This is a genomic window from Paenibacillus sp. D51F (assembly GCF_053345695.1).
In genome coordinates, this window is sequence record NZ_JBKFAO010000013.1 from 77,348 (window position 1) to 95,839 (window position 18,492).

The 18,492-nt window shown below is 57.4% G+C and carries 18 protein-coding genes; 2 read left to right on the forward strand and 16 right to left on the reverse strand.

Annotated elements, in window-relative coordinates:
• The first annotated feature begins 75 nt into the window (after positions 1–75).
• Together ACLBWT_RS19705 and ACLBWT_RS19710 are read left to right on the forward strand one after the other, a co-directional pair.
• Complete coding sequence (locus ACLBWT_RS19705) at positions 76–1,836, forward strand: sensor histidine kinase (RefSeq protein WP_447664822.1); 1,761 nt, start codon at positions 76–78, stop codon at positions 1,834–1,836.
• On the forward strand, positions 1,814–3,421 hold the full coding sequence (locus ACLBWT_RS19710; RefSeq protein ID WP_447664823.1) for a response regulator transcription factor: 1,608 nt from the start codon (positions 1,814–1,816) through the stop codon (positions 3,419–3,421). Before ACLBWT_RS19705 ends, ACLBWT_RS19710 begins: the two co-directional genes overlap by 23 nt.
• A 65-nt stretch (positions 3,422–3,486) precedes the next feature.
• Here ACLBWT_RS19710 and ACLBWT_RS19715 read toward each other — a convergent pair whose 3' ends face one another.
• The 16 genes from ACLBWT_RS19715 to ACLBWT_RS19790 form a co-directional block, all read right to left on the reverse strand.
• The gene (locus tag ACLBWT_RS19715; protein WP_447664824.1) at positions 3,487–7,152 is read right to left on the reverse strand and encodes a carbohydrate binding domain-containing protein; all 3,666 of its coding nucleotides are present in this window, start codon (positions 7,150–7,152) and stop codon (positions 3,487–3,489) included.
• 238 nt (positions 7,153–7,390) lie between these two features.
• The gene (locus ACLBWT_RS19720) at positions 7,391–8,194 is read right to left on the reverse strand and encodes an ABC transporter permease (protein ID WP_447664825.1); all 804 of its coding nucleotides are present in this window, start codon (positions 8,192–8,194) and stop codon (positions 7,391–7,393) included.
• A complete protein-coding gene (locus ACLBWT_RS19725; protein ID WP_447664826.1) occupies positions 8,187–9,143 on the reverse strand; it encodes an ABC transporter ATP-binding protein in 957 nt (318 codons plus the stop codon). Before ACLBWT_RS19725 ends, ACLBWT_RS19720 begins: the two co-directional genes overlap by 8 nt.
• A gap of 188 nt (positions 9,144–9,331) precedes the next feature.
• The gene (locus ACLBWT_RS19730; protein ID WP_447664827.1) at positions 9,332–9,580 is read right to left on the reverse strand and encodes a hypothetical protein; all 249 of its coding nucleotides are present in this window, start codon (positions 9,578–9,580) and stop codon (positions 9,332–9,334) included.
• A 435-nt stretch (positions 9,581–10,015) separates the two neighbouring features.
• A complete protein-coding gene (locus ACLBWT_RS19735) occupies positions 10,016–10,519 on the reverse strand; it encodes a DUF1854 domain-containing protein (RefSeq protein WP_447664828.1) in 504 nt (167 codons plus the stop codon).
• Between the two features lie 2 nt (positions 10,520–10,521).
• Positions 10,522–12,828 carry an ABC transporter ATP-binding protein gene (locus ACLBWT_RS19740; protein ID WP_447664829.1) on the reverse strand — a complete coding sequence of 769 codons (2,307 nt, stop codon included), beginning with the start codon at positions 12,826–12,828 and terminating at the stop codon, positions 10,522–10,524.
• A 37-nt stretch (positions 12,829–12,865) separates the two neighbouring features.
• Complete coding sequence (locus ACLBWT_RS19745) at positions 12,866–13,321, reverse strand: signal peptidase I (protein ID WP_447664830.1); 456 nt, start codon at positions 13,319–13,321, stop codon at positions 12,866–12,868.
• Positions 13,322–13,334: 13 nt separating this feature from the next.
• Positions 13,335–13,613: a PqqD family protein gene (locus ACLBWT_RS19750; RefSeq protein WP_447664831.1), complete on the reverse strand. Its 279-nt coding sequence runs from the start codon at positions 13,611–13,613 to the stop codon at positions 13,335–13,337.
• Positions 13,610–14,413 (reverse strand): hypothetical protein, encoded by an 804-nt coding sequence (locus tag ACLBWT_RS19755; protein WP_447664832.1) that lies wholly within the window; start codon positions 14,411–14,413, stop codon positions 13,610–13,612. Before ACLBWT_RS19755 ends, ACLBWT_RS19750 begins: the two co-directional genes overlap by 4 nt.
• Positions 14,414–14,515: 102 nt before the next feature.
• Positions 14,516–14,725 (reverse strand): hypothetical protein, encoded by a 210-nt coding sequence (locus ACLBWT_RS19760; RefSeq protein WP_447664833.1) that lies wholly within the window; start codon positions 14,723–14,725, stop codon positions 14,516–14,518.
• 32 nt (positions 14,726–14,757) lie between these two features.
• Positions 14,758–14,970 (reverse strand): hypothetical protein, encoded by a 213-nt coding sequence (locus ACLBWT_RS19765; protein WP_447664834.1) that lies wholly within the window; start codon positions 14,968–14,970, stop codon positions 14,758–14,760.
• Between the two features lie 37 nt (positions 14,971–15,007).
• Entirely contained in the window at positions 15,008–15,214 is a 207-nt protein-coding gene (locus tag ACLBWT_RS19770; protein ID WP_447664835.1) for a hypothetical protein, read from the reverse strand.
• Positions 15,215–15,260: 46 nt separating this feature from the next.
• Positions 15,261–15,761 carry a hypothetical protein gene (locus tag ACLBWT_RS19775; RefSeq protein ID WP_447664836.1) on the reverse strand — a complete coding sequence of 167 codons (501 nt, stop codon included), beginning with the start codon at positions 15,759–15,761 and terminating at the stop codon, positions 15,261–15,263.
• A gap of 30 nt (positions 15,762–15,791) precedes the next feature.
• Entirely contained in the window at positions 15,792–16,355 is a 564-nt protein-coding gene (locus ACLBWT_RS19780; RefSeq protein ID WP_447664837.1) for a VanZ family protein, read from the reverse strand.
• 34 nt (positions 16,356–16,389) lie between these two features.
• Positions 16,390–17,343: an LCP family glycopolymer transferase gene (locus tag ACLBWT_RS19785; protein WP_447664838.1), complete on the reverse strand. Its 954-nt coding sequence runs from the start codon at positions 17,341–17,343 to the stop codon at positions 16,390–16,392.
• Positions 17,343–18,488 carry a nucleotidyltransferase domain-containing protein gene (locus tag ACLBWT_RS19790; protein ID WP_447664839.1) on the reverse strand — a complete coding sequence of 382 codons (1,146 nt, stop codon included), beginning with the start codon at positions 18,486–18,488 and terminating at the stop codon, positions 17,343–17,345. The genes ACLBWT_RS19785 and ACLBWT_RS19790 overlap by 1 nt, the downstream gene beginning before the upstream one ends.
• Positions 18,489–18,492 lie beyond the last annotated feature (4 nt).

Genomic DNA, 18,492 nt, shown 5'->3' on the forward strand with positions numbered 1-18,492 from the left:
GTCGAATTCACCCACTCTATGACAACGCAATTATACTATACTGAGAGTAAACGGAATCAAATCGCTTCCAGAAGGGTGATCCCTTTGTTCGCGCGCCTCAACCTGTTTCTTAAAATCCTCTCCATGCTCGTTGCGATCATAGCGATTACAATGCTCTTCTACGGCAGATCGCACCGACAGGATATCGATGTCATTACCGGCCAGCTGACCGCCACCGATCTCAACCACCTCGAGTACTTCACTCAGCAGCTGGACAGCAGCATCGATCAGTTGTCTACGAACGCCCACATGCTGCAGAGAGATCCGACGCTGCGGGATTATGGACAGATCAGCGGGCTCGGCCATCTGGTTGACCAGAACCGTACGATCGCAGGCGTGCTGGAGAAGCTGTCGCTCCTGAGCAGCTCAGGCAATCTGAACAGCCGGATCATGCTCTACAACGTCCAGACGCGTGAATCCCTTTCTCCGGACTCATCCTTTCAATTCGACGAATCGCTTCTGGAGCGGCCGCTTTCATCCGGCTGGGAGTACATCCCTCCGGACAGCGGCTCCGGAACAGAGGGGGAGTTCCGGATGATTCTGGCCAGTCCTTCGCATGCCTCTGAAGCTCCGATGGATGCGGATCTCATCATGGAAGTTCGCTTTCCTGCTGCCAATGTGCAAAAGTCAATCCAGGATTACCAGGTTCGATATACCGGCGATACCTTTCTTTACCGTCCAGGCACAGGCCTCGTGCATCAGCAGTCGGCCGATTTGAAGCTGGTGGACGAGCTCCTGGGCAAAGCAGGCTCTATGGAGCCGGGCCGGAACAAATCCGCCATCGTGGAAGCAGGCGGCAAGCGGTATTTGACCAGCATAGTCTGGTCCCCTTCGCTCGGTTGGCATGTGGTGCATTACTCGGCGCTGGAACAGATCCTCAAGCCGCTTGAGAGCAGCCGAAGATCCTTTTACACGGCTTCTTTCATGCTGCTGGCCCTTGGCGTCATGTTCTCCTTCCTGCTGTTCCGCCAGGTCCAGCGTCCGGTCAGCATGCTGATCAAGGCGGTGCACAGGCTGAAGGAACGGCAATGGTCGACCCGGATCCATCTCAAGTCATCCACTGAATTCTCCCTGCTGAACGAAGAATTCAATGAAATGGCCGATCAGATCCAGAAGCTTATCGAACGGGTCTACGCAGAGGAGCTGAGGGTGAAGGATGCTTATCTCAAGCAGCTGCAATCTCAGATCAATCCGCATTTCCTCTATAATTGCCTCTACTTCATGAAGAGCAAGGCCCGAATCGGAGATACCGATTCCGTGGAAGCGATGGCGCTGAATCTAGCGGAATACTTCCGCTACATCACCAGGCTGGATGCACCGAGCACGACGATCCGCGAAGAGCTCGCCCTGCTGGACAATTACCTTTCCATCCAGAATCTGCGCAAGCAGCGGCTGGACTATCGAATCGATGTGCCGGAAGCGTTGCTGGACGAGCCTATCGCAAGGCTGCTCCTCCAGCCTCTCGTCGAGAACAGCATCGTTCACGGCATCGAAAAGAAGCCCGGAATCGGGTGTATTCATATCCATGGCGGCATCGACGGGAACATGCTGCATCTTGCGGTAGAAGACAGCGGCCCCGGACTCCAAGCCGATGAGGCCGAGCGGCTATCCGGCATGATCAGCAACCCGGTCCGGCAGGAAGGCAGCTGCGGGCTGTGGAATGTCCAGCAGCGCCTCCGCACCCAATACGGCCCCGGCTCCGGGCTGGCGATGGAGCCATCCCGGCTGGGCGGACTCAAAATAACCCTTTGCATCCAGAGAAAAGAGGACATGCATGCTGCAGCTGCTTCTGGTTGATGACGAACCCTATGCCGTAGATGATCTGTCCATTGCGCTGCCTTGGCTGGAGCTGGGCTTCGACCCCGTGCACAAAGCCTACTCCGGACAAGAAGCGCTTGCCATTCTCGACCTTCATCCAATCGATATCGTCGTTACGGATATCAACATGCCTGCCATGAGCGGCCTGCAGCTGCTCGAGCAGATCCGCATGCGCTGGAAGCGTATCAAATGCGTGCTGCTTACCGGACATGCCGACTTCGACTATGCCAAGGAAGCGGTACGGCAGCAAGCGAGCCGATATTTGCTTAAGCCAGTGGCCGATGCACAGCTCATCGATGTCCTCCGGCAGCTCGCGCTGGAAATCCAGCGGGAATGGGAGGCATTGTCGTCCTATCAGCAATCGGTCAAAACTCTCCAGGAGCATCTGCCGCTTCTTCGAGACCGGCTGCTCAACGACATCCTCCAAGGAAATCGCCGCCTGTCTCAAGCCCGGCTCTCCGAACTGATGCTCACGTACCGGCTGCCTCTGAAGATCGGCGATCCGATGGCTCTGCTCATCGTGCGCCCGGAAGAATACTTCCAGAGGCATGACCAGAAGAGCCTGGATCTGTTCGAATATGCGATCGTGAATATCGCGGATGAGCTTTTTGCGGAGCATTTCCATCTGTGGAGCTGCAAGGATTCCTATGATTATCTCGTGTTTCTGCTCATGCCCAAGTCTGGTGCCGATGCGGCCTCCAGCAGCAGACGGCTGGAGCAGACGGCTTATCATCTGCAGCAGAAGGTGAACAGCGTCATCGGAGGGGGGATATCCGTCGTCACGAGCGGCTGGGGACCGTTCCCCGGCAGGGCGCGATCTCTGTACCAGCTCTCGATAGCGCGGATCCGCCAACAGATCGGGCCCGAGACAGGCGTTTTTCTCTCCGGAGAAGAACCGCCCCCTGCATCGGAAGTACAGATGCTGCAATCGCTCTATGAGCCTCCGACCTTGTTCCATCTGTTCGAGACGAGCAGCTGGGATGCGATCGAAGAAAAGATCAGAGCGGTATTCCATGAGCTGAAGCAAAGCACCGATCATTCCACCGAGCATATCCAGGAGGCCAGGCACTACTTGGAGGCCGCCTTCTACCATGTCGCCCACCGCAACAACAAGCGGCTTGGAGACATCCTGGGACAGCCGTTTCATGACCAGAAAACCTTTCACACTCCGGAGCGGCTTCTGGATTGGGGAATACGCGCGCTGCAGCAGATCAAGCTCCACTTCGACTCGCAGCGCAAGGATCTGCGTTCCGAGATGATTCGGAGCGTTCATGAGTACATAGAGCAGAATCTGCACTATATTTCCTTGCCCTCCATTGCCGAACATGTCGGACTTCATCCCGTCTATCTGTCCAAGATCTACAAATCCGAAACCGGCCAAAAAATCAGCGATTACATTTTCTCCTGCAAAATGGAGAGGGCCGCGTACTTGCTGTCTCATTCCCCTCTCAAAATCTATGAAATTTCCAGCATGCTCGGCTACTCCAACGCCCATTATTTCATCAAGCTGTTCAAAGAGAGCAACGGGATGACACCCCAGGAGTTCAGGGATAGGGGGAGATAGCAAAAGACAGCCGCTTCAGAAGCAGCGTTCCTGCTCTGAAGCGGCTTGTCTTCTTTTGGCTGCCGTCAGCCGGCGGCCGAATCTCCGTCAAGGGTCAGGATGACATCATCGATATCGATGATATTGGTTCCGCCCTCCATGCCCGTTATCCTGCCCAGCTCGAAAGACAAGCGGCCGATGAGGGTGCTGTCCGGGGCGACATCGAACGTATAGGAGTAGGTCTGATACTCGGTGCCGAGCTCGAACACTTTGCTGCCGTATCCGTGCCAAGCGTAGTTGTCGGCCGCATCCAGCCAGCCGATGCTGATATTCATGCTGCGCGCCGTCTGCGCCTTGGCCTTGAAGCTCAGCGTGTATCTGCTGCCATTGCTGTAAGGAATGCCCTCATAATAGACCTGGCGGTCCCAGGAATTGTCCCCCGAGCTGCCGAGCTGGATCTGCAGCGTCTCCTGCCCGCTCTGCCGGATAGACAGCTGAGAGTCATCGGTCGAGTACTTGTTCCAGCCTCTCAGCGCTTCGGCAAAATCACCATTCGGCACGAGATTCTCCCCGCTGACCGTCTTTTTCACAAGCCGCACATTGTCCAGGCCGAGTTGTCCCGAGCTGCCTCCTGCCAGAATAGCCAGAACCGCTTCTCCTGCCGAGCTTCCTTTGCGCAGCTCGATCTCTTTGCTGTACGTGCTCCACTGATCGGTAATCCCGATGACGGAACCGCCGGCATACAGAATCTCCCCGTCCGCTCCCGCATTCAGAGAGAGGCCGATCGTGCGGTCACGGTCCGCGACAGCATCGAAGGTAAGCACGTACAAGGTGTTTTCCTTCAAAGGAAGCTGCGGCTGATAGATTTTGACCGCATCGACAGAGTCTCCTCCATCCGTCAGATCCATCTTGAGCCGTCGTTCCATGAGGGGGAATTTCAGGTCATTGGTGACGTATACGTTTGCTCCAGCCCCGTCAGCCTGCGACCAGGACCAATAAGCGAGGCGGCCGCTGCCCTGATCGAAGCCGCCGTTGTAGATTAGGTTGCCGTCCGGCAGCGCCGTTCTCTTCTCGGCGGGCCGTTCGGTTTCGACGACGGAAACATTCGTGAAATAGACGGCCGTCGTGCTTAGGCCCAGATTGAACTCGAACCGGGCGTTATTGTCCGAGACCGCATCCATATTGAACGTATATTCGTACCGCTGCCACTCATCGGACAGATTGATGCTCCGCTCCTGAGAGTAGGCGTTCCAGTTGCCGCCGAACTCCGTCAGCTTGGACATGATCGTGCGGGGAGCATCCGCTTTGGCGTCAAAGGAGACTTTATATGCTTTGCCCTTCTGCAGGAACATCGGCATCTGGGTCAGCTGCACCGAGTATTTCTCGGAACCCGCCTGCGTAGGCGATACCTTGACAGCGCTGCCCTTGGCCGGGTCCTCCAGGACGCTGACCTCTCCTGCGCCGCCCGCATTGAGCAGGAATTCCCAGTTCTGCGGCACGCCGTCGACGACGGGCGAACCGAAGTTGCCGTTATGGATCTGGTTGCCATCCGGCATCGGCGAACGCTGCGGCTGCTCCGCTCCCGGATTCTCGGGCCTCTTGCCGGTTACATCGGGCCAGCTCGCCAAATCGTCATATTGATAGACGCGAACGTAGTCTACCATCATTTCGTCCGTCTGGAATTCATCCTTGGGATTGCCCGGCCAATCTCCCCCGACGGCCAGATTGAGGATGAGATGGAACGGACGGTCGAACGGAGCCGGATACGTATAATAATCCGACTGCCCGATGCCCTTCGTACCCCAATCGCTGGTTTCAAAATACAGATTGCCGTCAACATAATAGCGGATCAACCCTGGCAGCCATTCCATGCTGAACTCGTGGTAATCGTCCGCAAAGGTATGTCCTTCGGGGAGAACATATTTCTCGGTCTGGTAGGCATGCGGATTATCGTAGTGAAGAGAGCCATGGACGGTTCTCGGATACAGGGAAGCATTCGCCGCATCTCCTGCAACCGGGCCAGTCAATTCCATGATGTCGATCTCCCCGCTGCCCGGCCATGGACCGTATTGCTCCAGCTCATCGGTCGGCATCATCCAGATTGCCGGCCACATGCCCTGCTGAATGGGCAGCTTCGCGCGGATGACGAACTTTCCATACGTCCAGTCGCCCTTCATTTTGCTGGTCAGCTTGCCGGAAGTATATGCCTTCCCGCCATAGGACTCTCTTTTGGCCTGAATCTTGAGCACGCTGTTGCCGCTATCTTGGGCGATATCGGCATTTTGAGGAAGATAATATTCCAGCTCGTTGTTGTATACCGTACCTGTATCCATCACGTTCCACTTGCTCGTGTCGATCGCGCCTCCGTCGAACTCATCGTTCCATACCAGGCTCCATGACTGCGCCGGAGCCGGCGTTGCAGTCGGCGCTGCCGTCGGGGCTGCTGTCGGCGTTGCAGTCGGAGCTGTTGTCGGCGTTGCCGTCGGGCCTGTTGTTGGTGTTGCTGTCGGCGCTGCTGTCGGCGCTGTTGTCGGCGCTGCCGTCGGGGCTGTTGTCGGCGCTGTTGTCGGGGCTGTCGGGGCTGTCGGCGCTGTCGGCGTTGCCGCCGGAGCCGCTGTCGGCATCCCTGCCTCCTCAGGCAGCGCCATTACTGTTCCCTTGGCTGCGGCCTTCCCGTTGACTGTGACTCCATCGGCCTCAATGCTCAGGCGGCCGATGACTCCTTCCGTCGTAATAGACGAACCCTTGGCCGAATCAAGAATCCGGACGTCTGCCGCCTTCGAGCCAGCCTTCACGACCAGAATCGAAGGCTTGTCCACGACAAGGCTGTCAGCGAGAGTCTGTCCTTCCAGGACGACGCGCACTTTTCCTTGCCGTTTCCCGATTGTCGCAAGCTTCAGCCGGGAGCTGCTGAACGTAACCGAGTTCTCTCCTCCCCCGCGGATCCATACCGCTCCCCGTACCTCGATGCCATCCAGCAGCGCATCGCCATCTCCCGCCCCTTCCGAAATGTACAGGTTGGCTGGGATCATGCCGCTGCGCAGCGTGACGCCTGGCTGATTGATTACGGCATTCCCGCTGCTTTCCCCCAAGCTGAACTCTCCGGGTTCTCCGGCGATCCAGCCGAGCATGCGATCCAGCAGGACGGCGGCTTCCGCGCGGGTAAGAGCCTTCCGCGGCAGCACTTTCCCTGAAGTCTCGCCCTTCAAATAACCGGCCGAAAGCATCGCATGCACAGCAGATCTCGCATAACCGGAAAGATCTCGTTCATCGGCCAATTCCCCCGTAGCCGGAAGCGGTCTCTCCAGACTGAAAGCTCTCGTCAGGAGAACAGCCGCGTCCTGTCTTAGGACGGCTTCCCCGGGATGAAAACCGCCGTCTTCATAGCCTTGGATGACACCGGCATTCCGGACCTTGAGCGCCGCCTCCGCGAACCATGCCGTTTGCGGCACATCGCTGAACGCCTCTCCTTCAGACTTGCCGTAATGGAACACACGATCCAGCAGGACGGCGAATTCTGCGCGGGTGACTAGCGCATCCGGCTTGTAAAGACCATCTCCATACCCGGCTAAGACGCCGGCTCGAGCCAGCCGATCAGCCGCTGTCGACGCCCAGTGGCCGTTCATATCCGCAAAATGGATATTCCCATCCTTTACCGGCTTGTCCGCCGGGCTGCCGGCCGCTGCCGGAGCCGCAACAAGCGACAATATCAATGAGATGCTTAAAGCCGCCGAAAATGCTTTCTTGATCAATCTGATTCCCCCTTTACGGCATGCAAGCCGCAGACTCTTGCCTGATTATAAAATCGGGCTCCCTCCGAGGACATACCAATTCATTAGCATGCATACCAAAATCTTAACTCCCGCAGATTCGGATGCTGTTTTCCAGGAAAAACACAAAAAAACCCGGCATTTGCGCGACGGGGTTCAAAAAGGAAGAACTCCAAGTCGGCAAATACAGGGGTATGGATTCAAACTGACGCAAGCAGCGTCAAGCCGCAACATCGCGTCTCGTAAACACGAACCATGACAAAGCCATGAAGATGACATAATAGCCGGCAAGGACGGCGAGAGAGAAGCCCAGCGTCATGCCGTCGCTCGCCCCGCTGGAGCCCATGCCGATGTATCGGGTCAGATCGAGATGCTGGAACAGCACGTAATCGACCCATTGGCGGTCGATCAGCCCGAACAGCTGGCCGAGCGTCTTGCCCATCAGCACGACGAACAAGGAAAGTCCGATCGCCAGGGCGCCGCTGCGGAACACCGATGAAATCATGAAAGCCAGCGTGACGGTCACGATCAGAGAGATGAACTGCATGATGAAGGACTGGTTGAAATACGACCAGGCCGACAACGTCGGGTCCGCGGCTCCGAACACCTGAGCCGCCTTGATGCCTTTCTCGTAGCCGAAGAAGATGATGTTGACCAGCAGCAGCGCGGCATACAGCAGCGCCATGCTGAAAAATCCGAACAGAAGCGTCGCCGCGTACTTGGACAGCAGGATTTTCGAGCGGGACCAAGGGCGGATCAGCAGCAGCTTGATCGTTCCCGCCGTGAATTCTCCCGCGACGATGTCAGCGGCGACAATGACGGCGAAAATGCTGACCAGCGGCATCATCACGATCGTCTCGATGCCGACCATCTGCCACATGGAAGGCGTGTTCACACTGGATGAATAGGCGATTCCCGATACCGCGGCAATCGCAAGGACCATGAGTCCCCACATGATCCATACCCGGGCGCGCCGGTAGATCTTCATGTTCTCGTTGAGCACGAGATTCCCGAAATCAAACAACCGACTCACCTCCCGTCACTTCCAGGAATTGATCCTCGAGCGACTTGGCCTTGGACCGGATTCCGTATACCCGGATGCCTTCCTTCACCAGGAGAGCGTTGAGCTCCGCTATATCCTCGCGCAGCGCGTCGATGACCAGCAATCCGTCCTTTACCGATGCGCGAATCTCCCTGCCCCCGTCGTCTCCGGCAGGACGGATCGACTGGCGGATGATCGCCAGCGCATCGTCCGGACGGTCGAGCTCGAACTGGACCGGTACGGGCATCGCTTCCTGCGATCCCTCGCCGCTGCGCAGCGAGCGGATATCGATCAGCTTGCCGGCCTGGATGATGGCGACCTGATCGCACATCAGCTCCATCTCGGAGAGCAGATGGCTCGAGACGAATACCGTAATCCCTTCCTCTTCGGCGAGCCTGCGCAGGTAATCCCTCAGCTCCCGGATGCCGGCAGGATCAAGGCCGTTGGTCGGCTCGTCCAGGATCAGCAGCGACGGCTTGTGCAGCAGCGCCTGGGCGACGCCCAGCCTCTGCCTCATGCCCAGCGAGTAGGTCTTCACCTTGTCGTGGATCCGCTTGTCCAGCCCCGCAAGACGGATGACTTCGTCGATGCGGTTCCTCCCGACTCCCGGAATCATGCGAGCGAAGTGAAGCAGGTTCTGGTATCCCGTCAAGTATTTGTACATCTCCGGATTTTCGACGATAGCCCCTACATGGCGGATCGCCTTCTCGTAATCCGTGGCGATGCTGGCTCCGCCGATGCGGATTTCGCCTTCCGTCATTCTCATCAGGCCTACCATCATCCGGATCGTCGTCGTCTTGCCCGATCCGTTCGGACCGAGAAAGCCGAATACTTCACCCCGCGGCAAATCCAGAGTGAGGCCGTCGATAATGGTCTTGCCTCCTATTTTCTTGGTCACGTTCCTGAATTGAACGATTGCGCTCGTCTCCAAACCCGCACCTCCCATATGGCCTTCCAGCTCTTTACATATCCTGTAGTATTATAGACCATCAAGCAGGGAAAGTGGAACCTGGACCTTGGTCGGGAAAGCAATTTGAAGGCTGCCGCACGCAAGGCAAGAACAGATCCGGGCAAAAAAAAACCTGCCTTGCCCAGGCAGGATCAGCCTCTCTGGAAAAGTCAGGCAGTAAGAATCTTGCCGCGCCCGATAAATCCGCTTCCCTCTCTCGTCCTGCGCTCCGCAGGCAAGGCCACGATCTCGAAGTGGGAACCACCGCTTCCCGAATCTTCCGCATCCAGGCTCATAGCGCAGGAACGGCAGTAGCCGAGACGGTAGGAACGGCGATAGAAACCGGTTTTGAACAGGATCTCCGCTTCCTGGCGGGATACCAACTTCTCGCAGCACACGCAGTGGAATTGCTCGGTCAAGCTGCATCTCTCCTTAGATGAAAAAATGGGACGGCTTAGGTTACGAACTGTATCTGATTCCTGGCCGAAAGCTCAGGATCGCGGGCGATTGCTTCTTGTCGGCTGTAACCTTGCCAGAACTTAAATCCGATCTGACGACTTCAACGGCAAAGGTTTTTGCGTAATACGGGGAGCTTGCATCCTGCTCGCAAGCAGCCGATGCATTGTTACAAAATGTATCATAAACTCCTTCTATAATTTATGACAAATCTCGATTCCCGTCAAGGGCTAAAACTCATTTTTTTGTCGAAAGCGTTCTCAAGATGAATACGCTTACATATTTGACGAATATAGCTGAATTCCTTCTCGTTATATTATCAAATAGCCCCGGATGCAATACCGTTAGGCATTGCATCCGGGGTTCGGCTTATCCATCCAACAGGCTCAGGCTCGTCCTCAACTGATCTTGCCCCACTGCTCCCGGCTGTTCCGGTCCATCCGCTCCAGCCCGGACAGCTCGTACCGCCGTTCGTCATCGTCCGTCACGATCCACCTGCCGTCGGACAGCTCATGGATGCCTTCGTGGAGGATGCTCATGCGCAGCGTGCTCGGGCCATAATCCGTCTCGACCGACCAGATCCACTCCGAACCTTTTTTGCGGATGGCAGCGATCCGTTCGATCCGGGGAATGATATAGCTGCGCTCCAGCTCCAGGACGGCGGCCTGGCGGCTTTCCTCCTCCAGCTGATCCAGCTCGGCCAGCAAGGCGATCTCCACATTGTCTTCATAGGATCGAATGGAGATGAGCCGATCCGGCAAGGAATACGGGAAGCAGCGGACCAGCTTCACCCTCCCCATCTGCTCGCCGCCGCGCACCGCCTTCAAGTATCCTTCGCGGTTGTGGTACAGCAGCACATCATCCGGCTTGGAGCGGTTCATATAGACGAGATTGTTCATCATTCCTATCCCACCTCCGAAGGCGGCTCGGTCATCTGCTTCTGCGACTCGACCAGCCTGTAATACGTCCCTTTGCTCTTGTACAGCTCGTCATGCGTGCCTGTCTCGGCTATGCGGCCATTGTCCAGCACGATGAGCCGGTCCGCCCCGCGGAGCGTAGACAGCCTGTGCGCGATCGCGATCGTCGTCCGGCCGCGGATCAAGCGGGCAAGGGCTTCCTGAATTTCACGCTCCGTCTCGGTATCGACCGAAGCCGTCGCCTCGTCGAGGATGAGGATCGCCGGATCGAGCAGCACCGCCCGCGCAATCGCGATCCGCTGCTTCTCCCCGCCCGACAGCCGGTGCCCGCGCTCCCCGACCCTCGTCTCGTAGCCTTCGGGAAAGCCGCAGATGAACGTATGGGCGTTGGCGATCCGCGCCGCCTCGATGATCCGCTCGGGAGTCGCGTCCTTCATGCCGTAGGCGATATTCTGGGCGATCGTGCCGTCGAACAGGAACGTCTCCTGGAGCACGACCCCGATATGGGAGCGCAGGCTTTCCTGGCGGATATCCCGCAGATCGACCCCGTCCAGGCTGATGCGGCCGTCATCGGGATCGTAGAAGCGGCAGACCATGTTGATCAGCGTCGTCTTGCCCGCTCCGGAATGGCCCACCAGGCCGACCATCTCGCCGGGCCGGATGGCGAGGTCGATTCCTTTGAGAACCGTGCGCTGCTTGTCGTAGCCGTACCTCACGCCCTCGAACCGGATCTCGCCCTGGACGGCCGGCAGCGCCGCCGCGTCCTCCCGATCCGGCGTATCGCTCGGCGCGTCCATGATCTCGAAGATCCGCTCCGCCGATCCCATGACCCGGTTGATCATCCCGAGCGAAGCGCCCATGAACTGCAGCGGGCCGAAGAACATGACCAGGTAGGAAGCATAAGCCGTCAGCGATCCCAGCGACATGCTGCCGTCGAGGACATGCCTGCCCCCCATATACCAGACGAGCAGGCCGAAGGCGGCAATGACGAGAGAGAAGACAGGCGAGATGCCGATCCACATATTGCCCATGGAGATCATCTTTTTGACGAGCAGGTCGTTGGCTTTGCCGAAGCGCTCTTTTTCCCGCTTCTCCTGGGCGAATGCCTTGATGACCCGGATGCCTTGAAGCGTTTCGCCGATGACGTTGTTGACCCCCATCGTGCCCATCCACTGCGAGTACCACATGACCTGCACGCGCGGCCACAGCCAGATCATCCCGAGACCGAGGAAAGGGAGCGGAATCAGAATCATCCAGGTCAGAGGGGCGCTCAGGTAGAACAGCAGGCCCAGCACCCCGACCGCCATCAATACCTGGGACAGAATCTGGATGAAGCCTTCCGTCAGGAACTGCTTGAGCTCCTCCGTATCGTTCTGGACGCGCCCGATGAACTGGGATACCTGCCTCCGGTCGAAATATCCGAGCGACAGCCGCATCAGCGAGGCGAACGCATCCTTGCGGATATCGCCCATCAGCTTGCCGCCGAAGCGCAGGCCGATGTAGCTTCTGGCCATGGACAAGCCCGTTCCCGCCAGATGAGCGCCGGCCATCGCGCCGATGAGCAGCAGAAGCAAGGAAGCATTTCCACCTGCTGTGAAGTTGTCGATCAGGAGCTTCATGAGATAAGTAGGGAGCAGTTCCAGGAGAATGCTCAGCAGCAGCAGGATGCCGCTGGCCTTCATCAGCTTGCGGTGAGGCGAGGCATAAGCGAGTATGCGCCGGAACATCCGGGCCTTGTTGCTGCAGCGCAGGCACTTGGTCCGCCGGTGCAGCAGGCGCCTGCCGCAGACGGCGCAGGCTCTGCCCGTCCGCTGGAGGGCGTCCGCGGCCGGTTCATGCCCCGCTCCGCCACCGTCGTCCTGCCCGCTGTCTGACGCGGGCGCGGACGGCTCCTGCCCCGCAGCGAAGCCCGGCACAGGCACCGGCTCGTCGAGCCAGGCTCTGATGGCCGGCATCGCCTTGGCGCATGCCTCCGCATGGGCGGCGGAGAACCTGCCCGCTTCCCGCATGCCGTCCCTCGTCATCAGGATCAAGGCTCCGCCCGACAAGGCCTGGCGGAATTCGATGTCATCGATCGTTCCTTTGGGGTATCTCCGCTGCAGCTGCCCCCTGTCGTTCAGGACCGCAACCTCCCGGTCGGTGAACAGAACGCGGTAGGATTCGAACTGGCGCGCCTCGTTGATGTCTCCGCTCAGCTTGAGCCAGGCTTGATCCAGCCTCAGCCTGAGAGCGGAGGCCGCTCCCGCAGCCTCGCCCTCGAGTATTGCCTTGTGCTGCTTCGGTGTCCTTGCCATGATTGCTACCGGCCTTTCCGCGCTCAGCTCCGGCGCACTAGGATGTGGAGCGGTAGAGAGGCTTCCTGGACATGCTCCAATTGCCCAGCTTGCGCAGCACCTTGCGCGTCAGCGGGATTCGAAGCACCAGAGTCGTCATCATCCACGCATACAGACCAGGATCCAGCGTCCATTTCGCGCCGCGCCTGACGCCGGTCCATTTCGCCAGAATCGCTTCGGCAGGAACGGGATCATCCGGAATATAACTGGTATCTCCGCGGAAAATGTACGTTGTTTCCCCGTCTTCGCCCTCTATGCCGACCAGTCTATGACCGGTCATGATCCCATAGCGGTTCACGAACAAGCATATATCCCCTATTCTCAGATATTCAGGGTCCGTCTGGATGAACCGGCTGACGTCGCCTTCCTGGATTAAGGGATACATGCTCATCCCGAAGGACGGCAGCTCGATGCTGCCGCGCTTGCACAGCAAGGCGGCAACGATCGGAGCCATATCCTCGCCCCTGCTATCCATGCGTGACCAGTCCTACTGCGATCAGCTCCGCGATGAACGCTTCCGCATCCCGTCTGGCGACCTCGCGGTCCACATCGTACTCGGAGGCGATCATGTCGATGAGCTGCTCGATCGTGTTGTGATGCTCCAGCTGCTCCCAGATATAACCGCCCATCTCGTTGACCTTGGTAATGGAGTGGCTGTCGAGATCAAGCAGCACCCACTCCCCGTCCATCTCCGCCGACTCGACGGATTCCTGCCGGCGCAGGATCCGGCCTGCCGATATCGTCATGAAATCTGCCCCCAGAACGCATCGTTTTTTTGAAAATAGAGATTGTACGCAGGCACCTTCTCGACGACCTCGCGGCATGCCGCGATCATCTTGCCCGTCTCCAGCTTGCTGTGCTTCCAATAGAACACCTTGTCCATGAGGCCGATCAGAGTGTCCACCTTGCCCAGCCGGACTCTGTGCACATCCGGCGATTGGATGAGGAAATGGATGCCGCCAAGCGGGCAGTTGCTCGCCTCGCCCCGCTCCTCGTTCTCGCTGCGCAGCGGCGAGTCCTGGATGACGATGCCGCCCTGGCCGTCGAACAGCAGGAGAGTCGCCTCGTCGGACAAGATCGGCCGCGGCGCCGACAGCTCGGCGACCGTGGACTTGCCAGCTCCGGAGTGGCCGACGAAGATCCAGGCCTTGCCGTTCTCCACGACGCAGGAGGAATGGATCAGGAGGCCTTTGCGGCGGTGGATCAGCCAGGCGCTGTACCAGGCGATGAGCGCATGCTTGAGCGCCAGATCGTCGAATACCTTCAGATCGACGCTGCCGTAATCGGCCGAGACTTCCATCCGATAGTCGATCCGCTTGTACGTCACCGTCTCGCCGTTGTCTTCGATCTCCACGGGACCGTCATCGTACATGGAACCGTAGAAATCCGTTATGTACAGATGGATCGATTCAACGGCTTGACCGCTGCCATCCGTCGACTCATCCATCTCTTCCGGGAACCGGCTGGCGATCCATTCCTTCAGATGCTCGGTCTGGACGGTGAAGACAAGCCGATGATCCCTGATTCTTGACGTATACAGATACATATTGTATCACCCCGTATGTGACAATTCGCCGCATCGATGCTCCGAGAGAGGGGAACGGACGGCCTATGGCCCGTTCCCCCTCAGGATTGCCGGTGCGGTGGATTACTTCGGACCGTCGTAACGGTCCAGATACCCGAGCGGCTTGCTGCAGCCGCAAGGATTGCCTGGGTTCGAGCCGTAGAACAGCTTGCAGATGAACGGCCTCATCCCTTGGCTGACACACCATTTGTAGAACCAGTTGTTGCTGATATTGACGGTTCCGAACTCGACCGTCTGATGCATAAGTACAGCTGGAGCCATATACGGCTTCATCGACATCCACCTCATCCGGAAAGCTGATCGACCTATTTTTTCGGAATCCAGCCTTCCGGGAAATCAAGCGGAGTGGAGATGCCTGATGCTCCTTTGGGGCCGATATTGCCATAAAACAGCCTGCAAATGAACGGCTTGAAGTTGTAGCATTTGCACCATTGATAGAAGAAATTATTGCTGATATTGACGGTGCCGAACTCAACCGCCTGATGCATGATGATCCGGGGAGACTGATACGACTTCATGACACCCACCTCGCGTCCCGCTCCTATTGGTTTCGACTCACTTAGGCGTTCCCTTCACACCGTCAAACGGTGCATGGATGCCGTTCGCTCCGCCGATGCTTCCGCTGCCGTAGAACAGTCTGCAAATAAACGGACGGAAGTTGAACTGCTTGCACCACTTGTAGAAAAAGTTGTTGCTGATGTTGACCGTTCCGAATTCAACGGATTGATGAAGGATGACCTTAGGAGGATTATACGCCTTCATGATTTTCCACCTCCTTTCTCCAATTTACGATACATTTTGTATCACGTCAAGAGGATTCGTTCAAGGAATTCCCTTGATATGACCAGAGGATCTTCCATTCATCGCCTTCCTTCGCCGCGTAGACCGTCTGCTCGAGATCGAAAACGCCAAAGCTGCTCTCATACAGCATCGTCACCGGCACGGCATAGACCTCCGGCAGCGCCGGACTGTCCGCGCTCATATGCCAGCCGCTCACCGTCTTGCCGCTTCCGAGCTTGAAGCTGAAGGTGTTGACGCCGAAGTCCTGCATGAATACATGGGCTCGCTTCTGGATGTAGCTGTCCTTGGTGAAATGCTCCTTCATCTGGGAATGGAACAGCTCCCAGGACCCTCCGAAGTTGCCCTCCCGCTCCATCGTGTAGAAGCTCTCCACGACTTCGCGGGCGTCCCCCGAACCGTTCCCCTCCGCCAGTCCCGTTATGCCCCTGATCAGCACCCAGGCCGCAAGCAGCCCGGCTACAGCAAGCAGAAGCTTGAAGACCGGAAATCTCCTTCTTCTCCGGAACAACGACATGACCCCCTGTCCGCCAAAAGTGCCTTAGGATATGCGGGCGGACAAGGATCTAGACCAGCGGAGGCCGGTCGAGACTGCATATAGAATAAAGACCCCGAGGCTGCCGCCGATCAGATCGATCAGCACATCCTCGGGGTTCGGGGTACGCATGGTTGAGAATTGTTGGTTGAGCTCATCGCCACAGGCGACCAGGAGCGTGAGGGCGACGACGTTGAAAAGCAGAATCGGCGGGTATACGCGGTAGACTCGCTGCAAAGACCAGGCAAGACCGGCAAGCACCGCGTAGACGAACAGGTGCGCCGACTTGCGGAAGATGAACTCCATGACGTCGTAGGGATCGACGGCCGTGTCATACTCATGCCGGCTGTAGGTGAAACCGAGGTCGGGCAGGAACGCCGTTGCCTGCTCGGCGGTGAAGCTCCTCTCCAGCGCGGGCTTGATCGTCTGCGTCTGGTAGGACTGCGACGAGAACAGGAAGATCAGGGCAATCCAGGCGGCCAAGGATAACCATAACACCGGCTTCAGCCATGCTGTGCCGGCAGCAGACGGTTTCTTGGCCATCGCTGGCGCGTAGTAGGCTCCCTTCATCGGCTGAGATCCCCCTTTCGAGCTATGGAACGTCTTAATTCAACGAAGGCTGGGCTTCCTGCTCCTGATGCTTCTTGAGCAGCTCGTGGATCTTGTCCCGCTCGCCTTGATCGACGATGTAGTACCAGATCCCATTCATCATCTTGCCTTGGCCGCTGATCTCCTGCTGCTCGATCTTCTCGATCTTGGGCCGGTAATTGATCAGCATATCCTTCATCGTGTCGAAGGAGATGTCCGTCTTCACGTTGCTGCCGATCTCCTCCAGCATGTCGCTGGCCTTCGTCAGGCTGCTGACCGTAAGAGCGTTCTTCATCACCTGCTGGATGATATCGCGCTGGCGAGCCGTGCGGCCGAAGTCGCCTCGAGGATCGTCGTAGCGCATGCGGGAGTATAGCAGCGCGGATTCACCATCCAGCTTCAACTTGCCCTTGTCGTACTTTTGTCCGTCAATGGTGAAGCTGAACGGATTATTGACTTCAACTCCGCCCAATAAATCAACGATTTTTACGAAGCCCTCCATGTTGACCTTCACATAGTAATCCACCGGGAAGTCCAGAAAACTCTCTACCGTCTGCACCGACATGTTCACGCCCCCGAAGGCGTACGCGTGGTTGATCTTGTCTTCAACGTCGCGACCGACGATCGTCGTTCTCGTGTCCCGCGGAATGCTCACCATGAGCAGGTCGTTTTTTTGCGGATTTGCCGCGAGCAGCATCATCGTATCGGAGCGCCCCTGGTCTCCGGGTCGTTGATCGACACCCATAACAAGTACGGTAAAGGGCAGATTATCCGAGTTCCCGGTCTGCGCCGTTTTGATCACACCAGGATCTTTGCTTACGTAATTCGTGCGGCTGGTCGGCTCATAGACCTTCTGGGCCGTCCCCTTCAAATTGTTGTAGAGATACCAGCCGAAACCGACCACAGCAAGTCCCGAGACCAGCAGGATGGAAAGAACGGAAATCAAAACCCGCTTTTGAATGGTGCTCATCAGGTGTCATACTCCTTTGTGCCGGCTCGCATCGTTCTGCCTCCGAATACATTCCGCAGCCGGATCCGGTAAATTCGTGCGTACAGGGACAGCAAAGAGCCGCCCTTGTCTTCCCTGAATTGGGATCGCGCGTAATCGCGGGGCGGCAGGAAGAGATATCGCAGATGATTCAGCATCGCTCCCGCAGAATCATACATGACGAAGATCGACATGAGGCGAAAGAAATAATACCGACGGCTTTTGAGGCCAAGACCGGATTCCCTCATCAGATCTTCGTTCCAGAGAGGCCATTTTTTGCGATCCGGCAAAGGCTTGATTGTTTCCAGCGATGGACATAGAGAATATACCAGAGACAAAACCGTAATCAGTTTTGAGCAGTTTCCGTCTTTCCGAGCACGGGCCATCATCGTTGCCCATCTGAGTGCAGGAGCTGTTTCGACAACAAGCCGCGCTACATCCATGATATATTTCAGCGACAGCATCTGATGGTTGAAGCCGTGCAGGCAGATATGATACAAGCTGTCTTCGTCGGACAGCTCCCTCACCCCGGCATAACCCGGATAGGGCTGGGACCTATCCCATAAACCTTCGGTATCCGTATCCGAGGCATGAGACCGGAGTATGTCCCAGTGCAGTTCTACCGCAAGAAACGGGAACATCGGATTGTCATAGAACTTATTGAACAGAAGATGGAAGTGGTCGCTGTCGGGACTGTCATCCTGTTGGAAGTCCATGCCGGACAGCAGCTTCGACGCTCTCTCCAAATCCTGCGGACGCACCAGCAGATCGAGATCGGTCGTCGGCCTCGCGGCGAAATGGCCGAAATATCTTTCTGCCATTCGAATCCCTTTGAGCGTTATGACCGGGATCCCGGCCGCATCGAATGCCTTGAGCAGCTTCTTCAGCTCCGAGCGGATCAGCATGTTCTGGAACAGGACCCGATCCGCTTCCGCCTTGAGCTCGCTCTGCAGCCATGAGGGGACCAAGTCCATCCGGTCCGCACGCAACAGATGATAGAATTGGGTCCCAGTGAACGAATCCTGAATATCCGCCCAAGCCTCTCTCCAGTTCTCCTCTGTCATTCCACTCAAGGAATGCCGTCCATGAATCCGGTCCAGCAGCTTGACCGCTTCGCTTCTGTTCATAAGT

What these genes read in the sequence shown, in the direction of transcription:
- ACLBWT_RS19710 (WP_447664823.1), top strand. Translation starts at nt 1,814, where the DNA reads ATGCTGCAGCTGCTTCTGGTTGATGACGAACCCTATGCCGTAGATGAT.
- ACLBWT_RS19735 (WP_447664828.1), bottom strand. Translation starts at nt 10,519, where the DNA reads ATGATGAACAATCTCGTCTATATGAACCGCTCCAAGCCGGATGATGTG.
- ACLBWT_RS19740 (WP_447664829.1), bottom strand. Translation starts at nt 12,828, where the DNA reads ATGGCAAGGACACCGAAGCAGCACAAGGCAATACTCGAGGGCGAGGCT.
- ACLBWT_RS19745 (WP_447664830.1), bottom strand. Translation starts at nt 13,321, where the DNA reads ATGGCTCCGATCGTTGCCGCCTTGCTGTGCAAGCGCGGCAGCATCGAG.
- ACLBWT_RS19750 (WP_447664831.1), bottom strand. Translation starts at nt 13,613, where the DNA reads ATGACGATATCGGCAGGCCGGATCCTGCGCCGGCAGGAATCCGTCGAG.
- ACLBWT_RS19755 (WP_447664832.1), bottom strand. Translation starts at nt 14,413, where the DNA reads ATGTATCTGTATACGTCAAGAATCAGGGATCATCGGCTTGTCTTCACC.
- ACLBWT_RS19760 (WP_447664833.1), bottom strand. Translation starts at nt 14,725, where the DNA reads ATGAAGCCGTATATGGCTCCAGCTGTACTTATGCATCAGACGGTCGAG.
- ACLBWT_RS19765 (WP_447664834.1), bottom strand. Translation starts at nt 14,970, where the DNA reads ATGAAGTCGTATCAGTCTCCCCGGATCATCATGCATCAGGCGGTTGAG.
- ACLBWT_RS19770 (WP_447664835.1), bottom strand. Translation starts at nt 15,214, where the DNA reads ATGAAGGCGTATAATCCTCCTAAGGTCATCCTTCATCAATCCGTTGAA.
- ACLBWT_RS19780 (WP_447664837.1), bottom strand. Translation starts at nt 16,355, where the DNA reads ATGAAGGGAGCCTACTACGCGCCAGCGATGGCCAAGAAACCGTCTGCT.
- ACLBWT_RS19785 (WP_447664838.1), bottom strand. Translation starts at nt 17,343, where the DNA reads ATGAGCACCATTCAAAAGCGGGTTTTGATTTCCGTTCTTTCCATCCTG.
- ACLBWT_RS19790 (WP_447664839.1), bottom strand. Translation starts at nt 18,488, where the DNA reads ATGAACAGAAGCGAAGCGGTCAAGCTGCTGGACCGGATTCATGGACGG.